Raw genomic sequence first — 20,183 nt, forward strand, 5'->3', positions numbered from 1 at the left:
TCGCTTTCAGAAATAAGGAGATGGATTCCTCCATCTCCATTTCTTCTCATTATAACCGAACTTTACCCTTAATTAAATGGATTTAACGTAATCATACACAGAATTTAATGCTTCATCAAGTTTTGCAACCTCTTTTGCTCCAGCCATTGCCATATCAGGACGGCCGCCGCCTTTACCGCCGCATTGCTCTGCTACTGATTTTACGATGTTGCCTGCATGATAAGCTCCGCCTACAATATCCTTCGTTACTCCTGCACAAAGCATGACTTTGTCCCCATCAGCTGCGCCAAGCACGATAACGGCAGACTCCATTTTCGCTTTTAAGTCATCCATCATTTGACGGAGCTGATTGTTGTCTTTTGCTTCTACACGTGTTGCTAGTACTGTTACATCACCTATTTTTTTTGCTGCATCTAATACGGCACCTGCTTGTGCATTGGCAATTTTTTGTGAAAGAGACTCATTTTCACGTTGTAATTCTTTATAGTCTGCTTGCAAGCTCGCTACACGTGTTGCTACATCTTTCGGATTTGCTTTCAGAAGAGCTGCTGCCTCTGCTAAGATAGCTTCCTCTTCCTTTACAGCCTCATATGCTGCTTTACCTGTTACTGCTTCGATACGGCGTGTACCAGCGCCGATACCGCCTTCTGATACAATTTTAAAGAAGCCGATTTCTGAAGAACGTGCAACATGCAGACCACCACACAGCTCGATAGAGTAATCAGATACCGCAACAACACGCACAACATCACCATACTTCTCACCGAATAAAGCCATAGCTCCCATCTCTTTTGCTTCATCGATTGGCATTTCGCGGATCACTACTTCGATGTCTTCCCAAATTTTTTCGTTTACTGCACGCTCCACTTGTGCTAATTCCTCTTTAGTAGCAGCACCGAAGTGGGAGAAGTCAAAACGAAGGCGGTCTGGCCCTACATAAGAACCAGCTTGCGCTACATGATCCCCTAGTACATCTTTTAATGCACGATGCATTAAGTGTGTTGCCGTATGATTTTTCAGAATTAATTTACGCTTGTCGGCATCTACTGTTGCTTTTACTGCATCGCCTACATTCATCTCTCCGGACTCGATGACAACGGTATGAAGAGGTTGGCCATTTGGTGCTTTTTGCACGTCTTTTACAATCGCTTTAAATGTATCGGATTCAATCACACCTGTATCGGCGATTTGCCCACCCATCTCTGCGTAGAATGGCGTGTCAGATAAGATAACCAGTGCTTCCTGGCCTTCTGAAGCTGTTTGTGCACTTTGTCCTTCTACTACGATGGCTGCAATCTTCCCTTGTGCTTCAAATGCATCGTAAATGTAAGTGGACTCTTGTGTTAAGTTTGCCAATACTTCATTTTGCACCTGCATAGAATCTACGTCAGCACGTGCATTACGAGCACGCTCACGCTGCTCTTCCATCGCTGCTTCGAAGCCCTCCTGGTCAACTGCCATGCCTGCTTCTTCCGCATACTCCTCAGTTAACTCAATCGGGAAGCCAAATGTATCATATAGGCGGAACGCATCTGCACCAGGGATTACTGCTTCACCTTTTTCTTTTTGTGCCGCAATAACTTCTGATAGAATAGCCAATCCACCGTCAAGTGTTTCGTGGAAACGATCTTCTTCATTTTTAATGACACGTTGGATGAATTCGCTCTTCTCAGATACTTCTGGGTAGAAGTCTTTCATAATTTCCCCAACTGTCGGCACTAGCTTGTACATGAATGGCTTTTCAATGCCAATCTGTTTTGCATAACGGACTGCACGACGAAGTAAGCGGCGTAATACATAACCACGGCCTTCATTCGATGGAAGCGCACCGTCTCCGATTGCGAATGCCACTGTACGAATATGGTCAGCAATTACTTTAAATGGTGTATTAACATCTTCTGTAGAACCGAAAATTTCTTTTAAGTCCACTTCATGCGGACGTTTATAATTCCGGTCTGTAAACTCCTCTACTTTTTCGATAATCGGCATAAATAGGTCTGTATCAAAGTTTGTCGGTACATTTTGAACAACAGATACAATCCGCTCAAGACCCATTCCCGTATCGATGTTTTGCTTCGGCAGCGGTGTGTATGTGCCATCTGGATTGTGATTGAATTGAGAAAATACTAGGTTCCAAATTTCTAGGTAACGCTCATTCTCTCCACCAGTGTACATTTCGGATTCAGGTGTATCCCCTTCGTATTCCTCACCGCGGTCATAGAAAATTTCCGAGTTTGGACCTGATGGACCTTCACCGATATCCCAGAAGTTCCCCTCTAAACGGATGATGCGCTCTTCCGGAATACCAATTTCCTTATACCAAACATCATAGGCTTCCTGGTCTTCCGGATGAATTGTCACCGATAACTTCTCAGGATCAAAGCCCATCCAGCGTTTATCTGTAAGAAACTCCCATGCGAAATGGATTGCTTCTTTTTTAAAGTAATCTCCAATTGAGAAGTTCCCTAGCATTTCAAAGAATGTATGGTGACGTGCTGTTTTCCCCACATTTTCAATGTCATTTGTACGAATTGATTTTTGTGCGTTTGTAATACGCGGGTTTTCCGGGATAATGCGGCCGTCAAAGTATGGTTTTAAGGTCGCAACGCCTGAGTTGATCCATAGTAAAGATGGGTCATTGATTGGCACAAGCGGAGCAGATGGCTCATGATGATGATTTTTCTCTTTAAAGAATTCTAAATATAGACGACGAATTTCTGAAGCTTTCATTATTTATGTTCCTCCTTATTATTTAGTACATAATGAATAGGAAAGAGTGCCTCCCTTTGCAGGTACCCCCCGCATTTTTTAGATACAAGGAGACTTTAGCCAAAATAAAAAGCCCTCATCCCAAATAAGGGACGAGGACTGTTGTCTACGTGGTACCACCCTAGTTTACAAATCGTTTCATAAAGTTCATACAACCTGTCGATTTGCCTCTCTAGCACTTGTAACGTAAGTGAACGGCAGGGATTAACTGCACTCAGGAGTAGCTTTCAGTTGCAGTCCGCGGAGGTTTTTTCAGCCTATGGAAACCTCTTTCTAAGCACGAAATTATCAACTTACTCTTTCCATCAATGTATTGATCCATATTCTGCTTCTGATTATATAAAAAGGGCCTTTTAGTGTCAATGATGGAACAATAAAATATTCTTTTCTTACTTAAATTCAATTGCACCTTTATCCATTTTAAATGTTCCATCCTCATTTAATACAGGCGGTTTTTCTGAACCCGGGCGGGAATAACGCTCTACTTGGCTGACGGCTATCTCAGTTGCTTTCGTAAAATCAAGATGAGCGATGGCTGCCCAATAGGCATACAGGTTATTTTCATCTAAGACTGCTGTCACCTGCTGATCTACCTGATTATTAACTACAACTTTTGTCCCTATTTTCCTAAAGCCGTATGCGCCGCTTGATAACGGTTTATAGGCAGCAAATAGAACATACTTCAACTTTGATGGCTGATGAATGACGATTTTTTCCACTCCAGATATTTCCGCATCCCCTTCCAATGTAATGTACGGAGCGACAGATGAGCTGCCTACATGACGATAGTACACTTTGCCAACTTCTCCTGTCTGCAGAACATAAAAGCAATACAGATCCAAACCCTTCTTTTTATTTACCCATTCGAGTGTTACTACAACCTTTGGAGATTTTTTAATTGAAACCGATCGATTTTTCTCTAATGTAACATTTAAGGAAGATTTCGTTGGCTGCACTTGCTGCTGATCCGTAAGCGTTAGGGATGATCGCTCTTCCTCAACGGACATAGCGGGTACCAGCAGCTCCTCCATGCCGGACTGCTCCGGCATAGGTGCGGGCTGCTGTTCACCTTCATCTGCTACCTGAAGTCCGAAATTTTTACAAAGGGCTGTTAATCCGCCGAAAAAACCGCTCCCGACTGCATTGAACTTCCACTCCTCATTATGCCGGTACAGCTCTCCAATTACGATGGCCGTTTCCTGCTCCAGGTTTCCTTTAAATGAAAATTCATGCAGGACTTCACTTGTCCGGCCATCCTTTATAAAAAGCCTTGCCTCCTCGATTTCACGAAAACGCAAATCCTGTTCTTCTCCTTCATGGATGGTTAATGCCAAAGCGATTTTCTCGACATCAGCAGGGATGTTTGAAAAAGCTATATCAATCACTCCCTCATTAGGACCGACGCTTTCATGGCGGACTGAACGATCATTACTCTCCGGCTGTCCATAAAAAATAAAGTGATCATCCTTCATACATCGATCGCCTGCATGAAGCAGAAAAGCTGAGATATCCAGATCCATTTCTTTTTTAGGCTGCTGCCATTTTGTATGAAACCTAAACGTTTCTGTTGGATTATTTTTTGTTATGTCTACTTTTTGTCCCCGTTTTAATTCCATTTCCTTTACCCCCTGTTATTTCTTCAAACAGACCCCTTGATGGCGAATAGATACGTGGTGCGTCTCTACTACAAAGGAATCGTTCCATGCTTACACTGTTTGCACCAACAGCTTGCTCTCTTCCTATTTTATACCAAATATCTATATAACTTCATAGAAAAAGCACAAGGAAACGATTATTCGAGTCCGTGTGCCTTTTTCCTTTATTTACTCTTTTTATTTGGGGAAGTCTACCGTCGAAGCTGCAGGTACTTCACTTGAAAAATCAATTTGAATCATAAGCGGGTCATGATCCGATGCACGACCGGAAGCCTCAGTAAAGTCAGCATTCACATGCAAAACATCGATATCCGTCTGCTGTGCCAGGTTAGAAGTAACTAAAATATGATCAAGTACTTGAGAATTTCCCTGGTAGATATACGTATATTGATCACCTATCGGTAAATCCTTTATTTTGTTGTGCATACCAGCAGCCTCTAAGATACCTAATGCAGAAGAGAATTGGAAATCATTAAAATCACCCAGCGCTACGATGTTTGCATCGTCGTTTTTCGTTTTAATATCTGTAATGAAATCTGCTACGACATGTGCAATTTTTTTCCGCTGTACCTCACTGCCTAATATAACCGGCTGTGTGTCGCCAAATAAGCCTGTATCACCAGATTTAGAGTTCCAATGGTTCGCAATGACAATTACACTTTCTCCTTTAAAAGTGAATTCGGCAGCAACTGGCTTACGACTGTTTGCAAATGCCTCGTTCGTTGGATCTATTCGTCCAGGATTCAATGTCAAAGACCCATTTTCATAAGCAGTAGCTTCGTTCGCCTTTCCTGGTGTACCTTCCAATACTACACGTGCAGGGTTGTATAGGAAGCCAACACGAATGTTCGCACCAGGTGCACCACCATCCAGGTTATTTTCCGGGTCAATATTGGCGTAGGCATACTTCACTCCTGTTTTGGCCTCAATTAAATCGATTAAGCGTTGATAACTTTCTGCAGCTGAGACAGTACCATCATTGATTGATCCATTATTATCTTGTACCTCAGTAAGCCCAACGATATCTGGTGTATTCATTCCGTTACCAATTGCATCAGCTAATCGATTCGCCTTTTCATCTGATGTTTCTGAACGATTATTTGAAAAATTCTCCAAGTTATAAGACGCCACTGTCAATTTATCTTCAGCAAACTTGATTGATGTTGTTTCCGGCTGGCTGTTACCTGCCTCATGGATAGCTTGGACAGCAGACAAGTCAGTATGAATTTTATAATTCGTATATGAGTTTCCAACTACACCTGTAATTGTTCCATTAAAAGTATCGCCTGTATTGACATTGAAGCTGCGTGCTGCAGTGCCATTTGGTTCCAGCCGGAATTGAATACGTTCCGGGTTAGTGTCTTGCTCAGTAAAGACAATTCCGCCATTTCTTGTATCCACTTCTGCACTTTGCAGCACGGTGACAAGATCGCCATATTCTTGAGGGGCTACTGCCTTAACATTCGTTACCGACACGCGCATGCCTTCAATACTTTCCCAGAAGTCGATTGCATCTTCCTGCGGATCGAAAACAGAGAACCCATCATTATCGATAACGGAGGGATTGAAAGATGCTTCATCAATGGTAAAGGCTTGAGGTAGCGTATTTCCTCGGCTTAGAATGGATACTTGTCCTCCCCGGTCGTTCCGTGCATTGATTTGTGTTGTAGTCAAATCTCCCGCATAACCATCGTATACATATTCTGAAACAGCACCTGTAACTGCTACTTTATCCCCAACCTTTATCTCATAGCCATTGGAGCCTGCATAAACGAGGATCCCCTCTGAAGTAAGAGGATTATCATCTGCCTCTTCATCAGGTGTCTGGATTGTGAAGTACTGGGCACCCTTCAGCTCAAAAATATACGTGACAACGCCTTCAACTTCCTGAACGGTTTGATTAGCAAAAGGTGTCTTATGGCCTTCTCCTTGTATATCATGGATTCTGATTTTATCCGTTACTTCGTATTCAAATGTCTTTACTTCACTAAACCTCCCGTCTGCTGCTCTAACAACCGCCTTTAACACTGTATTTTGGTCAACTGTAATCGGAGCTTTGTATTCCTGGCCATTCTCTCTTGGATCTGAGCCGTCCATTGTATAATAAATTGTTGCATCAGCAGTCGTTGTTGATAGTTCTACATCTACCGACCCTACAATGACACCCCCTGTATGAGAAGCTGTTACTGGACGCAGCACACTCGAATCCAGCTTAATATCCGCTGCAAAGCGAGGTAGAAGTTGATAGTCATTATTGTATTGTTGAATGATACCTGTAATTGATTCATAGGCGGCACCCACTTCTATTCCTAATAAGCCGCTTTCATCCCGCAGCACTTTTTGTACGCCATCTACTTCAATCGTAAAATTATTTGGCCCTCCAGATAGGACACTTACATCTTCAAGCTTCACCAATTTGGATTCATTGGCTTCATTCATTTGCTCACCGGTAATAACAGCAGGGTCAAGTGGTGTACCCGCAGCTTTTTGGTTAAGCGTTACATTCTGCAGCTGTAAAAGATTTCGATATTCTCCTAAAGTGCCCGTTAATGTAACCACATCACCAACAGCTGTATCTAACTTTTCGTATACTGTGATTGCAGCAGTCTCATCTTCCACTGTAAAGGTATTATTTAATTTTGCTGTTACTGTCCCCCTAATACTCACCGTTTCTCCGACTCCAGCCTGTCGTGCCTCCTGGATAGATAACGGCTGCGAAGGATTTTCGGGCTCTTCTTCCACTGGACTATGCTTCCCTAAATAATTGAAGGTATCAATAGGAAAGGCCTTCCATTGGTTAGCAATGTCAAATGTGTCTTCTGGATTTGTATCACCTGATGCAGAGATGCGCACAAGCGTTTTATTTTGAGAAGATACTTCCCCTTCGGTCCATGCCTCTCCTGGATCATACCCTAACTGTCCAAATGAATCGACAATCTCGCCACCACGTTTCAGAAGCAAGACATCATCCCCGTTAAAATTGACTACAGCAGATGTCATATCCCCTTTCGTCCGTAGACTATCGTTTGACAATGAGTGAATGAGCACGAGCGTTTCTCCGTTTTTAAGGGTCATACCTTCAAATGTCTGTGTATTTTGAACCGTTGTTTTACCGTTTGTATATAGCTCTAATTGGTAATCTGATAAATCCACATCCTCGCCTGTCCCGTTATAAAGTTCGATTGCTTTATTATTGCTGCTTCCTTCCACATATTCTGAAATGAAGATATCGCCAGCACTTTCCGGTATGTCTATCACATCTTTGATTCGCCCCTCTATCATTGAAGGGATAGAATCTAAACTTACTAGATGATCACGGAAGTTCTCCCAATCGGATAGCCCTAAATCTATCACCCGTCCCTCATGATACGCTTTAGCAAATACATCAAAGCCATCTCCACCTTTGGCAGTGAAGGCATTTGTCGCCACAGAATATGTTTTGTTATCCTCAATGTCTGTAAAGCTGCCTCCCTGCTGCACTTGAATGGAAATGATACGCCCCCCTGCAGGCTTTGTACTGTCAAACAATACTTTAGCGCCCGCTACATGAAGGAATCCGCCATTTTCATTTGGGTAGACAGATATACTATGTTCAAACGCAGCTTTAATTTCTGCCCCTGTCAAGCGCATAGTCGCAAGCGTATTACCGAACGGCAGTACAGTGATGACCTCGCCTACAGTAATCGGACCAGCGTCAATACCGCTGCGGATACCTCCACCATTTTGGAAGGCCATGACAACTTCGTCATCATACTGCCGTGCTTTTGCCAGCATTCCATCTGTAATGAGATTTCCTAATACCGTTTCATTTTTACGCACACTCGGCTTTGTCAAATCGCCACCTGTACGAGGGTTGTCAAGAGGCTTATCTAGCGTTACCCCGATTTCAGTCTGCTGAAGTTCTTCTATTTTCTTTTGATAGGGCTTCAGAAGAACAGCTGCCTCCGGATCATCCTCATAATCTGCAGTAGCAATCAATTCTCCATCGTATTTTGTAATGACCCCTTTTTTATCAAAAGATACATCAAGCGAACCAACGTAATCTCCATATTGGTATGCCTGCACAATGACTGTTGGCTCTTGGCCTTCAGAGATTACTACTGGTTCTTCCAGCTTTGTATGTGAGTGACCGCCAATAATGACATCAATGCCATCTACATGCTTTGCCAGTTGCTGGTCATTATCAATTTCTGCATTATCATCAAAACCGATATGTGTCACGGCCACAACTTTATTGACACCCATTTTTTCAAATTCATCCACCATTTTCCGGGCCTGTTCAATATAGTTTTTAAAGGCAATACTTCCTGGATTAGAGATTGTCGCTGTTTCTTCCGTAGTTAAGCCGAAGAAACCGATTTTCTGCCCTTTTACCTCTTTCACAATTCCTGTATATATTTGCCCGTCTTTTGCATTTGTTTTTATTTTCGTATTAAATAAACCTTTAAAGATTGGATCATTTGAGAAATCTATATTTGAAGAAACAAAAGGGAATTGTGCTGCCTTAATAAAATTTACTAATGCCCGGTGTCCTTCCTTTGAGGAACCTAAATCGAATTCATGGTTGCCGAATGTCATAACATCTACCTGCATCAGGTTCATGAATTTTACATCAGCCTGTCCTTTAAATTCATTAAAATATAGTGTTCCCGAAAAGACATCTCCAGCATCTACTACTATTGTTTCGGGATTTTCCTCACGCTTTTCTTTTACAACAGAGACCCGCTTTGCCACCTGATCAAGATTTGCATGTGTATCATTTAAATGCAGGAACGATACGTCCACCGGTTTGTTTTGACCTTTGTCAGGCTTCGGACCTTTTCCAGGATGTTCTCCTTTATTCCCCTTACCAGGATTATTTGCAGGTCTTTCATTAGATGTACTAGGTTTATGCGCTTGGTAATTCAATGAATGATTCAGAGCAATTTTATACCGATCATACGGTGGCGCATCGATCGTACCGCTAATAATCGACTTTGCTTCATTCGTCTTATAGCTTGGTACTTTATCTTCCTTTACTGCTTCTGCATAGGCGGATCCTGCCACCGGCACTACCATAGCCGCCACTCCAACTGTTAAAGCCTTAAATACCAATGTTCTCCCGGAATAGTTCATATAATTCTCCTTTTCGCTATCGTTTTCTAAAATAAATCCTTTGTCATAAAATTATCATTTCTAGCAGCCTTACACTATAGCGAAATATTCTTAAAATTGGGACTTGTAAAATGGATACAAGGGCGTCAAAAATATCCTTTTTTATACAAAAAAACAGATCATTCATGAATACTCATGAATGATCTGTTTTCACTTTTATTATAAGAACATACCAGCAATTGCAGCTGATAGTAATGAAGCAAGTGTACCTGCAAGAACTGCTTTTACTGCCAACTTAGCAATTACAGAACGCTTGTCCGGTGCCATTCCGCCTAGACCGCCGATTAAAATCCCCATTGAACTCAAGTTTGCAAAACCACAAAGGGCGAATGAAATAATAATTCCCGTCTTTTCCGTGAAGTCTCCAATCACAGGTCCAAAGTTGGAATATGCAACAAACTCATTAAGGATTAATTTTTGTCCAATGAATGAACCTGCACGGACAGCTTCTTCCCATGGTACTCCAATAGCAAAGGCAAGCGGAGCAAATACGTAGCCAAGTATGCCTTCTAATGTAATGTTTTCATAGCCAAACCAGCCGCCAATACCGCCTAGAATACCATTAAGCAAGGCAATCAGAGCGATGAAAGCAATCAGCATCGCACCTACGTTTGCCGCAAGTTTCAAGCCATCTGCAGCACCGTTCGCTGCAGCATCGATAACGTTTGTTGATGTTTCATCCTTCTCCAGCTTGAAGTTTGTTTCATCTACTTCTTCTGTTTCAGGCATAATCAATTTCGCTAGTACCAAACCTGCCGGTGCTGCCATAAAGCTTGCTGCAAGTAAATATTCAAGTGGTACACCTAGTTGTGAATATCCTACTAATACCGAACCTGAAACAGAGGCAAGACCACCTGTCATAACAGCAAACAGCTGAGACTTTGTCATCGTATTCAAGAACGGACGAATTACTAACGGTGCTTCTGTTTGGCCAACAAAGATGTTAGCTGCTGCGTTAACAGATTCCGCTTGTGTCGTTCCCAATACTTTTGATAGAAAACCACCAATAATTCTGATGATGATTTGCATAATCCCTAAATAATAAAGTACTGATATTAAAGATGAGAAGAAAATAATAATTGTTAATACACTCATCGCAAATACAAAACCAATTTTGTCAGCATTTGCAAGACCGCCGAATACGAAATCGACACCTTCAAACGCATAGTTTACTAAATTTTGGACACCGTTAGATAGCTGCATAAGCTTTTCGCGCCCGAATTCCCATTTCAATACGATAAACGCGAATAAAAGCTGAACGGCTAATCCAGATAATACAATACGCCACTGAATTGCTTTACGGTTTGCCGAAAAGGCCAACCCAATTCCAAGTACGGCTAAAATACCGATGATTCCCCAAATGAATTGCATATTTACACCTACTCTTATATATTTGAAACCCTTTTCATTTACATCTATTGACATTCGACAACGGACAACAGACGACTTACAACGTATGTTATCAAAACAGAAATTTGTTGTAAATTGATAGTAAATTCTAAAATTTTTATTATTGCCGAATATTCAATCCTTACTTCATTTCCTTTCATATTTTATAACCTGTATTATTTTCTAGAATTTTTCTGCTAAAAGGAGAAATTAAACGTTGGAAAGAGAAAACGACAGCCACTAAATCGTGCTGTCGTTTTAGAATAATACCCTATATACTGGAAAAGCTTGAAAGAAAAGAAAATCATGATTCTTTTTCCGCTTTCCTTTATTTTGGACATTTTTTGTCCAACTTGTGAATTATTTTGTTGGACGAATTTTGTCCCTTCATATTAATTTGCGTCCCACTTTAATATCCTCATTCTTCCATAAAATCATATGGTGATATATCTTTCATACCAATCATCGGGTGAATATGAGGTGCTGTCTCTGCATTCAAAATTTTCGGCTGATCTTGTTCAGTTTTAGTTTCATTTATATCCGGGCCCTTTTCTTCAATCTCCTTTTCAGAAGCATTCACAAGCTCCTCTATTTCCATTGGATTGAGCCTTGCTCTTAAACTTGTCAGGCGTGCTAAATCATCTGTTTTAGAAAGGCCCTGAGCCAAGACATCCGGTTCCCCACATAAAATCAGGAAATTTTTCGCACGCGTAATACCTGTATAAAGCAGGTTACGGCGCAGCATTTTTGCATAGCCCCGGACTACCGGCATAATTACCGTTTGGAATTCTGACCCTTGCGATTTATGGATGGAACAGCAATAGGCTAGCGTGATCTGGTTGAGATCTGCCCGCTGATAAGTAACTTCAATCCCCTCAAAATTAACTACGAGAAGATCCTGCTTTTCAATCGTTTCCTTCGCTTTAATAATAGCTATTACTTCCCCCATATCTCCATTAAACACATTACTTTCTGGTTGATTGACAAGTTGCAGTACCTTATCGCCAATACGGAAAATGGTATCGCCAAATACAAGTTCTTTTCTTGTGCCGTCATTTGGATTCACAAGCTCCTGTATTTGCTTGTTCAGTGCATCAATTCCCGCAGGTCCTTTATACATCGGTGCCAATACCTGCACATCCCGGATTGTCTGCCCTTTACTGACTGCGCTTTTAACAATCTGTGTAATGACATTGGCAACTTGATCAGAGCCTGCCTTTATAAAGGAGCGGTCACTCGTCTTTGCTGTTAATGTATCAGGGACAATACCCTTTTTGATTTGATGGGCAATCTCAATAATTGTTGAGCCCTCTGCCTGTCTATATACATCTGTTAACTCAACAGTAGGCAGCTGCTTAGACGCGAGGAGATCCTTCAGCACCTGGCCTGGTCCTACAGGAGGCAGCTGGTCTTGGTCTCCGACAAACACAACTTGCACATCTTCAGGCAGACTTTTCATTAATTGATGGGCAAGCCATGTATCAACCATGGACATCTCATCAATAATCACGAGCCTGCCTGCAATCTCTCGGCTTGTCTCTTCATCCTTATCTTCTTGGCCTGTAAACCCAAGCAAACGGTGAATAGTCATAGCTGGCAGCTCGGTAGATTCTGCAAGCCGTTTTGCTGCCCTGCCGGTTGGAGCCGCAAGAACAATTGGAAACGGTTCTTCCTTCTGGGCATAATATTTGGGATCAAGTGACAAGCCATGCAATTCTGCATATACTTCTACCAGCCCTTTAATAACCGTCGTTTTTCCAGTGCCTGGTCCCCCGGTCAAAATCATAACAGCTGAGTTCAATGCTGTTTCAATCGCCTGAGCCTGTGTTGGGGCATATGTAACGTCATAGCGCTCCTCTACTTCACCAATCGCTTTTCTAATTTCATCTTTTGAAAAATGCGTTTGTTTTTTATTTTCCTTTATTAACTCTAGGATTTTTGAGGCAATGCCTACTTCACTAAAGTAGAGGGATGGAAGATAGAGTCTTGTCTCTTCCCCGCAGATTTTGCTTTCTTCCCGCATTTCAATACAAGCTTTGGAAATGGCTTCATATGGGATTTCCACTCGCTGACTCTGCTCCAGCATGTCCTTTACATGAGGCAGTACTTGCTCTGCATCTAAATAGACATGACCCTCGGATAAAGCTGCATGAGTTAAAACATGAAGAACCGCAGCCTTAATTCTGTCTGGATGGTTACCGGTAATACCGAGCTTCGAGCCCAGCTCATCAGCTCTCCCAAAGCCCACACCCTCTACATCTTCAATAAGCCGGTAAGGGTTTTCCGTGAGCATAGGAATTGTTTCCTCCCGGTATACCTGGTAAATTTTCATACCAAGCTGGGGACCGAATCCCCAGTCATTTAACTGGATCATTACGCGCTGCAAACCAAGGTTTTGCTCTACTGCCGCACGTATTTGTGACTTTTTATCACTTGAAAGCCGCGGTACTGCATCCAATGCCTCTGGGTCTTCCAAAATCTTTTGCAATGCATGAATTCCTAGCTTATCAACGACTACTTCTGCCGTTTTTCGCCCTATCCCCGGAAAAAGATCACTGGATAGATAATGAATGATACCTGTCTCAGTAGCTGGGACTTCTTTTTGGAATGTCTCTATCTGAAATTGCAGCCCGTACTTTGGATGGGATTTCATAATTCCGGTAAAACGATATATTTCATCTTCCGTTAATGGAGGTAAATACCCAACAACGATAATTTCCTTTTCTTTATATTCAATATTGGTTTCCTGAATTTGAACCCGGACAATCGAGTACATATTGGATGGATTATGGAAAATGGACACGATAGGCCTGCCCAGAATAAACAGTTTATTCACTTCAAATAAATCGAGGTTTTCGGCCATCCGACTTCACCCCTTTACATCAATTCGTACAACTATTCTATCATAGGACATGCAGAGTGTCCTTGAAATTTGATGGTTTCTTGGCGTTTGAATTAATTGTTCACTGTTCATAATTGAACAATGCTATGATAGAAACAAAATAATATGACAAAAGAGGTGAAAGAGCATGCAGTTTCGTCCTTGCATTGACCTGCATGATGGAAAGGTCAAGCAGATTGTCGGCAGCACGCTAGGACATCAAAATGTTGATGTAGTTGAAAATTTCACATCTGAACACGAAGCATCTTATTTTGCCTCGATGTTTGCAAAAAGCGGGCTTACAGGCGGACATGTCATTATGCTTGGTCCGGGAAATGAACAAGCAGCATTGTCTGCTCTGCATACATACCCTGGTGGCTTACAAGTTGGCGGTGGTATAACAGCACAAAATGCCCGCCACTATTTAGATGCGGGCGCCTCCCACGTGATTGTCACATCGTATATTTTTCATGACGGCATACTTGACATGGAGCGCCTTGAAAGACTTGTGGAAGCAGTAGGCAAGGAAAGGCTTGTCATTGATTTAAGCTGCCGTAAGCGAGAAGGAAAATGGTTCGTTGTTACAGATAAATGGACTAAATTTAGCGATTTCGAAGTAAATGCAGCTTCCATTCAAATGATTGAGCAGTACTGTGATGAGCTGTTAATCCATGCAGTTGATGTAGAAGGAAAACGCAGCGGGATGCAGGAAGAACTTGTTATTGATTTGGCCAATTGGACAACAATTCCTACGACCTATGCAGGTGGCGTTCGTTCTCTTGAAGATTTAAGGAAGTTCGAGCAGCTGGGGCATGGGAAGCTTCATGTTACGATTGGAAGCGCACTTGATATTTTCGGAGGGGACTTGCACTATAACGAGGTCGTATCCCATTGTAAATAATGCAGTGAGCTATGCGAAAAAGGATTGTAAAAGCACCATGCTTTCACAATCCTTTTCAGTTTTTGCAGCAGAAGGCTGCCAATTGTATAGTATCAAGGTAAAAACCCCCGGGGCTATTACTGCGGGATAAAATATTGATTTACCGGCCGCCCTACACCTCCATACTGAACATCTACTTTAATGAGCTGCCTCTTTTCCATGAAGTCCAGATAGCGTCTTGCCGTTACCCGTGCAACACCGATTGCTGCCGCCACTTCATCAGCTGAGGCCCCATCCTTGCATTGTTTCAGATAGGCTGACACCTTATCAAGTGTTGAGCGGTTGAATCCTTTTGGCAATTCCAGCTCCAGTTCAGGCTGCGATTCTACTTTTTCCTCTACCCGCCCTTTCCGGATAAGTGCATCTAATTCCTGCTGGGTCATATCTTCAACACTCTGTGTTTTCTGTTTAAATTGGCGGTAGTTTTCTAGTGTCTGCTGCATTCTTTCAAATGTAAAAGGCTTCATAATATAATCATATACACCTAGATGGAGTATATTCTGAATGGTAGGCATATCATTAGCCGCTGTTACTGAAATGACATCAACGTTCAGCATTTCTCCGCGTATTTGGCGCAGTGTTTCTAGACCGTCCTGCTCCGGCATAAAAATATCCATTAATACTACATCCGGCTTCAGCTCTTTGATTTTCTCAAAGCCGATTACCCCATTCGCTGCTGTTCCTACAATCTCATATCCTTCGATTCGCTCTATGAATTGACGATTGACCTCTCTAACCATAGGATCATCTTCTATCAGCAGGATTTTAATAACCTCCATTTTGCTCATCTCCTAATTCAAATAATAGTAAAAAGCTTGTTCCTTTTCCTTCTTCGCTTGATACCTCGATTGTTCCGCGCCCTTTTTTAACAATTTCATCTATTAAGTACAAGCCGATTCCCCGGTTTTCCTTAGCCTTTGTAGAAAAGCCATTTTCAAACATGCGTTTCTTTACTTCCTCGCTCATCCCGCTTCCATTATCTGTTACTAAAATAGCGAGCACATCGTCATGTTCGTCCACTGAAATAGTAATGAGCTTTTCAGTTCTCGCTGTCCCTTGGAGTGCATCAAATGCATTTTCAATTAGATTCCCGAAAAGCACGACAAAATCATGCTGATCTAAAAATTTCGGGAAGCGGGTAAAATGGCTTTCTTGATCTATTTCCACAGTAATTCCGAGCTCTTTCCCGCGCCCCACCTTACTGAGCAGCAAACCTGATAAATTTTCATTTTTAAATCGTTCATTCAAAAATCGAATGAGAGAGGCTTCATCTGCCTGCACTTCTGTTAAATATTTAAGCGCCTGTGTTGTATGCCCAAGCTGCAAAAGACCAGTAATTGTATGAAGCTTATTTTTATGTTCATGCGTCTGTACACGAAGCGCCTGGACAAAAGCCCTCACTCCTGTTAATTCCTCTGCGAGCCGTTTTACCTCTGTCAGATCCTTAAAAATGGCAACTGCGCCGGCATTTTTCCCCTTTACTTGAATCGGGATGCGCGTACTCATAATGCTGCGCCGATTAATATAAATTTCCTGATTATAAATCGGCTTACCACTTTCCACGATTTCCGGTAACCTTGTATCGGGCAGCACCTCATAGATTTTTCGTCCTATATACTTGGCATTATCTCCTTCCACACCTAGAATAAAGCCGGCCTTCTGATTGAAAATGGTAATATTCATCTGATTATCAACAGCAATGATTCCTTCATGCATGGCGTTGAATGTCTCCTGTCTCTCCACATACATTTGAGAAATCTCCTCAGGCTCCAACCCAAACATTTGCTTTTTAATATGGTGCCCCAACATAAGTGCTCCCCACATACTAAAAAGCACAGAAAATAAAATCGTAATAATGATCTCTGAAGCATAATCGTGGAAAACTTTGGACAGCGTAGGCATCGGGTACCCGACAATCACGACACCAATCTGCCTCTTGTCTTCATTTAATACAGGAACGAACGCCCGTATCATTGTTCCAAGCTCACCTTCCGCATTTGAAATATAATAGTGCTCACTAAATGCAGCATTTACATCTTCGGAAGCACTCTTTTTTCCTAATTCAGCAGATGAGGGATGAGAATACTTCACACGGTCCATATTTAGGACGACGATATATTCTGCTTTATTAATAACACGTATTTCTTCAACAATATGGTTCACCGTCTGGATTGCCTCGCCCTGGTCATCGTTCATTAACTGGTTGGTTAGCTCCGGCATATTAGAAACCGTTCTGGCAATAAGCATCGCTCGCTGTCCAAAGTCTTGCTCCTGTTCACTCAACAAGCTTCCAATGACAAATACGCCACCGATGAAAAAAGAAAAGGCGATGATGAAGAAGGTCATAAGCAGTATTTTGGTATTCATTTTTAATCTTCGCATCAATATCTCTCCTTTTTTTCTCGCTCGATGCACGTTATACTCTTAATAAAATAAGTCGAAAATATGGTGGTATATATGAAATATTTTTTTACAGGTGCCTTATTAATGCTCGTCCTGCTGATCTCCTTTTTCGGCTATAAGCAAAATGTTGTCGATGTCTCCTCACTCCCGTATGATGATGAACAAAATGGCCTTAGCGACCAAATAATCATTCATTTCAGCCATGTAGTGGCAGAAAACACACCAAAGGGGCTTGCAGCTATAAAATTTGCTGAACTAGTCAAAGAAAAAACAAACGGACGCGTTATTGTCCAAGTGTATCCAAACGGGATTTTATATAATGACAAAAACGAGATGGAGGCCTTACAAAATAATGATATCCAAATGATTGCTCCTACCTTCTCAAAAATGACATCTTATTTGCCCTCTTGGCAGGTATTGGACCTTCCTTTTATCATTGAAACAGATGAACAGCTTCAGGATGTTTTGACAGGTCCCTTAAAAGACCAGCTTCTCGCTGAATTGGACGAATTGAATATCAAGGGGTTGGATTTTTGGAGCAATGGCTTCAAACAGATTGCATCGAATGATTTTCCAGTACAAGATGTTGAAGATTTTCAATCACTTCGTGTCCGAGTAATGGCCAGCGACCTTATTAGCAAGCAGTTTTCGCTGCTGGGCTCTACACCGATTATAACGACATTTGATGATGTGTTTTATGAAATCGAAAAGAAAAACATTCAGGCCCAGGAAAATACGATTTCTAATTTATATTCAAAAGGCTTCCACAAGTACGAAAAGTATATTACTCTTTCTAATCACGGCATTATGGGCTATGCTGTCATCATGAATGAATCATTTTGGAATGATTTAGATGACGAGCTCCAGCAGCATATATTAGATGCCCTGCAGGAAATGAGTGACTGGCAGTTCGAAACGAGCATTGCCATGAACAAATCAGGTCAGCAGGAGCTCCGTGCTTTGCCAAATGTATTTCTTTCCCCTCTTTCAGCCGCCCAGAAAAGCGCCTGGAAGGAGAAAGTGACACCTATTTATGATACTTACAAAAATGAAGTCAGTGATTCATATTATAAATTATTAATAGAAGAAGTGAATAGAAGCAATTAAACAAAATGAACAAAACTACACTTTTCATCGGAAAGTGTAGTTTTTTTATAAGAATTAACACTTGTATTATAACAAAATAATAACTGCAATCGGCGTTACATAACAGTTTAATAGTTGATATATCAACGTTTCTATAAAAAAACGAAACAATTGGACAAAATAAACGTTATGTTTTTTAAAAACTAAACCTTTTATTCTGAAAACTATACGCTATGATATTCCCATGAAAGCGATAACAAAATAGAAAATTCAAAACAAAATGTTGAAAAGGAGTATAGACATATGAAATGGCTTAAAAATTTAACTTTCCAAGTAATCCTCGCAATCATTCTCGGTATCGCTGTCGGGGCAATTTGGCCAGAGTTCGGTGCAAGCTTAAAAATCTTGGCCGACATGTTTATTAAATTGATTAAGATGTTAATCGGACCAATTATCTTCCTGACCGTTGTCATCGGAATCGGCGGCATGGGCGATATGAAGAAGCTTGGTAAAATCGGAGGAAAAGCGTTGCTTTACTTCGAAATTGTATCGACAATTGCTCTTGCAATCGGTATTGTCGTAGCCGTATTAATTAATGCAGGTTCCGGTATAGACACTTCACAAGCGCAGAATGCGGATATTTCCCAATATACGCAAGCAGCTGATGAAAACTCTGAAAAAGGCCTAATGGACTTTGTGTACAGTATTATTCCTGAAAACTTTGTCGGTTCATTAGCAAACGGCGACTTACTGCCAATTCTTTTCTCTGCCATCCTATTCGGGGTAGCTGCAGCAATGCTTGGGGAAAAGTCCAAACCTGTCATTACATTCTTTGAGCAAGTATCTGAAATCTTCTTTAAAATTGTTGGAATCGTCATGAAAGTTTCTCCAATCGGGGCTTTCGGTGCGATGGCTTACACAATTGGTAATTTTGGTTTGGGTTCTTTAAAATCATTAGGTTTATTAATGTTTGCAGTATACTTAACGATGTTCTTATTCGTCGTAATTATTTTAGGGCTGATTGCTCGTTACTTCGGATTCAATATCCTGAAGTTTATCGGCTACATTAAAGATGAAATTTTCCTAGTAATCGGTACATCTTCTTCTGAATCTGCCCTTCCATCGATGATGCGTAAATTAGAAGGGCTGGGCTGTTCAAAACAAGTAGTAGGACTTGTCGTACCGACTGGTTACTCCTTTAACTTAGATGGTACTTCTATCTACTTATCTATGGCGGCCTTATTCATTGCTCAAGCATATGGCGTCGACTTATCTTGGGTTGAAATTCTTACACTTCTTGGAATATTGATGGTTACATCAAAAGGTGCTGCTGGGGTAACAGGTTCTGGTTTCATCACATTGGCAGCAACGCTTGCAGCCTTCCCTATGGTGCCTGTTGAAGGGATTGCATTACTAATCGGTGTTGACCGCTTCATGTCTGAAGCACGTGCCGTAACAAACCTAATCGGTAACGGTGTAGCATGTGTTGTTGTTTCTAAATCGGAGAAAGAATTTGAAGGTACAGAAGCAGCGGATGCAATTGCAGTAAAATAGCAGCGAACTAGCGGAAATGGGACAATCCATTCCGCTAGTTTTTTATTTTGAAGCAGCCGGCTGTTTCAAGAAGACGATTTTTGTTCATTTGATTTTAGAAATATACTTAAAAAGGCCCTAGTTAAAAATATAAAGAAATGAGGCAGTCAATAATTCTTACTTTTTTCTATCTACTCCCCATCCTTCAAAAAACCACTAGTATCCCCTTTTCATCTCCTTCACTTCCTTATCTTAAACTTTTTTCGAATAGGCAATACTTGAAATGTTCCGCTTTGAGAAGTATGGTGAGAAGAGTAGTCCTTGTCATACTTATTTGCTCTTACGTAAAAGTGAAAAGGAGCGTATACTTATT

Annotated in this window: 10 protein-coding genes; 3 read left to right on the top strand and 7 right to left on the bottom strand. The window is 41.4% G+C overall.

What is annotated here, in order from left to right; translation table 11 throughout:
• Nucleotides 1–72: 72 nt before the first annotated feature.
• The 5 genes from alaS to AA0Y26_RS14750 all read right to left on the bottom strand — a co-directional run bounded on the left by alaS (nucleotide 73) and on the right by AA0Y26_RS14750 (nucleotide 13,830).
• Nucleotides 73–2,730: an alanine--tRNA ligase gene (gene alaS / locus AA0Y26_RS14730; RefSeq protein ID WP_413362841.1), complete on the bottom strand. Its 2,658-nt coding sequence runs from the start codon at nucleotides 2,728–2,730 to the stop codon at nucleotides 73–75.
• 428 nt (nucleotides 2,731–3,158) lie between these two features.
• Nucleotides 3,159–4,385: a TerD family protein gene (locus tag AA0Y26_RS14735; protein WP_413362842.1), complete on the bottom strand. Its 1,227-nt coding sequence runs from the start codon at nucleotides 4,383–4,385 to the stop codon at nucleotides 3,159–3,161.
• A gap of 216 nt (nucleotides 4,386–4,601) precedes the next feature.
• A complete protein-coding gene (locus tag AA0Y26_RS14740; RefSeq protein WP_413362843.1) occupies nucleotides 4,602–9,539 on the bottom strand; it encodes a 5'-nucleotidase C-terminal domain-containing protein in 4,938 nt (1,645 codons plus the stop codon).
• Nucleotides 9,540–9,737: 198 nt separating this feature from the next.
• A complete protein-coding gene (locus AA0Y26_RS14745) occupies nucleotides 9,738–10,949 on the bottom strand; it encodes a NupC/NupG family nucleoside CNT transporter (RefSeq protein WP_413362844.1) in 1,212 nt (403 codons plus the stop codon).
• Between the two features lie 436 nt (nucleotides 10,950–11,385).
• The gene (locus tag AA0Y26_RS14750) at nucleotides 11,386–13,830 is read right to left on the bottom strand and encodes an ATP-dependent RecD-like DNA helicase (protein WP_413362845.1); all 2,445 of its coding nucleotides are present in this window, start codon (nucleotides 13,828–13,830) and stop codon (nucleotides 11,386–11,388) included.
• Between the two features lie 166 nt (nucleotides 13,831–13,996).
• On the opposite strand from AA0Y26_RS14750, the gene hisA reads away from it, so the two are divergent.
• Nucleotides 13,997–14,749, top strand: a complete 753-nt coding sequence (gene hisA / locus AA0Y26_RS14755) for a phosphoribosylformimino-5-aminoimidazole carboxamide ribotide isomerase (RefSeq protein ID WP_413362846.1) — start codon at nucleotides 13,997–13,999, stop codon at nucleotides 14,747–14,749.
• 116 nt (nucleotides 14,750–14,865) lie between these two features.
• On the opposite strand, the gene AA0Y26_RS14760 is transcribed toward hisA, so the two are convergent.
• Both AA0Y26_RS14760 and AA0Y26_RS14765 read right to left on the bottom strand, forming a co-directional pair.
• Entirely contained in the window at nucleotides 14,866–15,567 is a 702-nt protein-coding gene (locus tag AA0Y26_RS14760) for a response regulator (RefSeq protein ID WP_413362847.1), read from the bottom strand.
• Entirely contained in the window at nucleotides 15,554–17,170 is a 1,617-nt protein-coding gene (locus AA0Y26_RS14765; protein ID WP_413362848.1) for an ATP-binding protein, read from the bottom strand. Before AA0Y26_RS14765 ends, AA0Y26_RS14760 begins: the two co-directional genes overlap by 14 nt.
• A 75-nt stretch (nucleotides 17,171–17,245) precedes the next feature.
• Between AA0Y26_RS14765 and AA0Y26_RS14770 the strand changes: the two genes are divergently transcribed.
• Nucleotides 17,246–18,298: a DctP family TRAP transporter solute-binding subunit gene (locus AA0Y26_RS14770; protein WP_413362849.1), complete on the top strand. Its 1,053-nt coding sequence runs from the start codon at nucleotides 17,246–17,248 to the stop codon at nucleotides 18,296–18,298.
• Nucleotides 18,299–18,580: 282 nt separating this feature from the next.
• Nucleotides 18,581–19,831 (top strand): C4-dicarboxylate transporter DctA, encoded by a 1,251-nt coding sequence (gene dctA / locus AA0Y26_RS14775; protein ID WP_413362850.1) that lies wholly within the window; start codon nucleotides 18,581–18,583, stop codon nucleotides 19,829–19,831.
• Nucleotides 19,832–20,183 lie beyond the last annotated feature (352 nt).

This window comes from Lysinibacillus canaveralius, from assembly GCF_047301505.1.
In the GTDB taxonomy this organism is placed as follows: Bacteria; Bacillota; Bacilli; order Bacillales_A; family Planococcaceae; genus Lysinibacillus_B.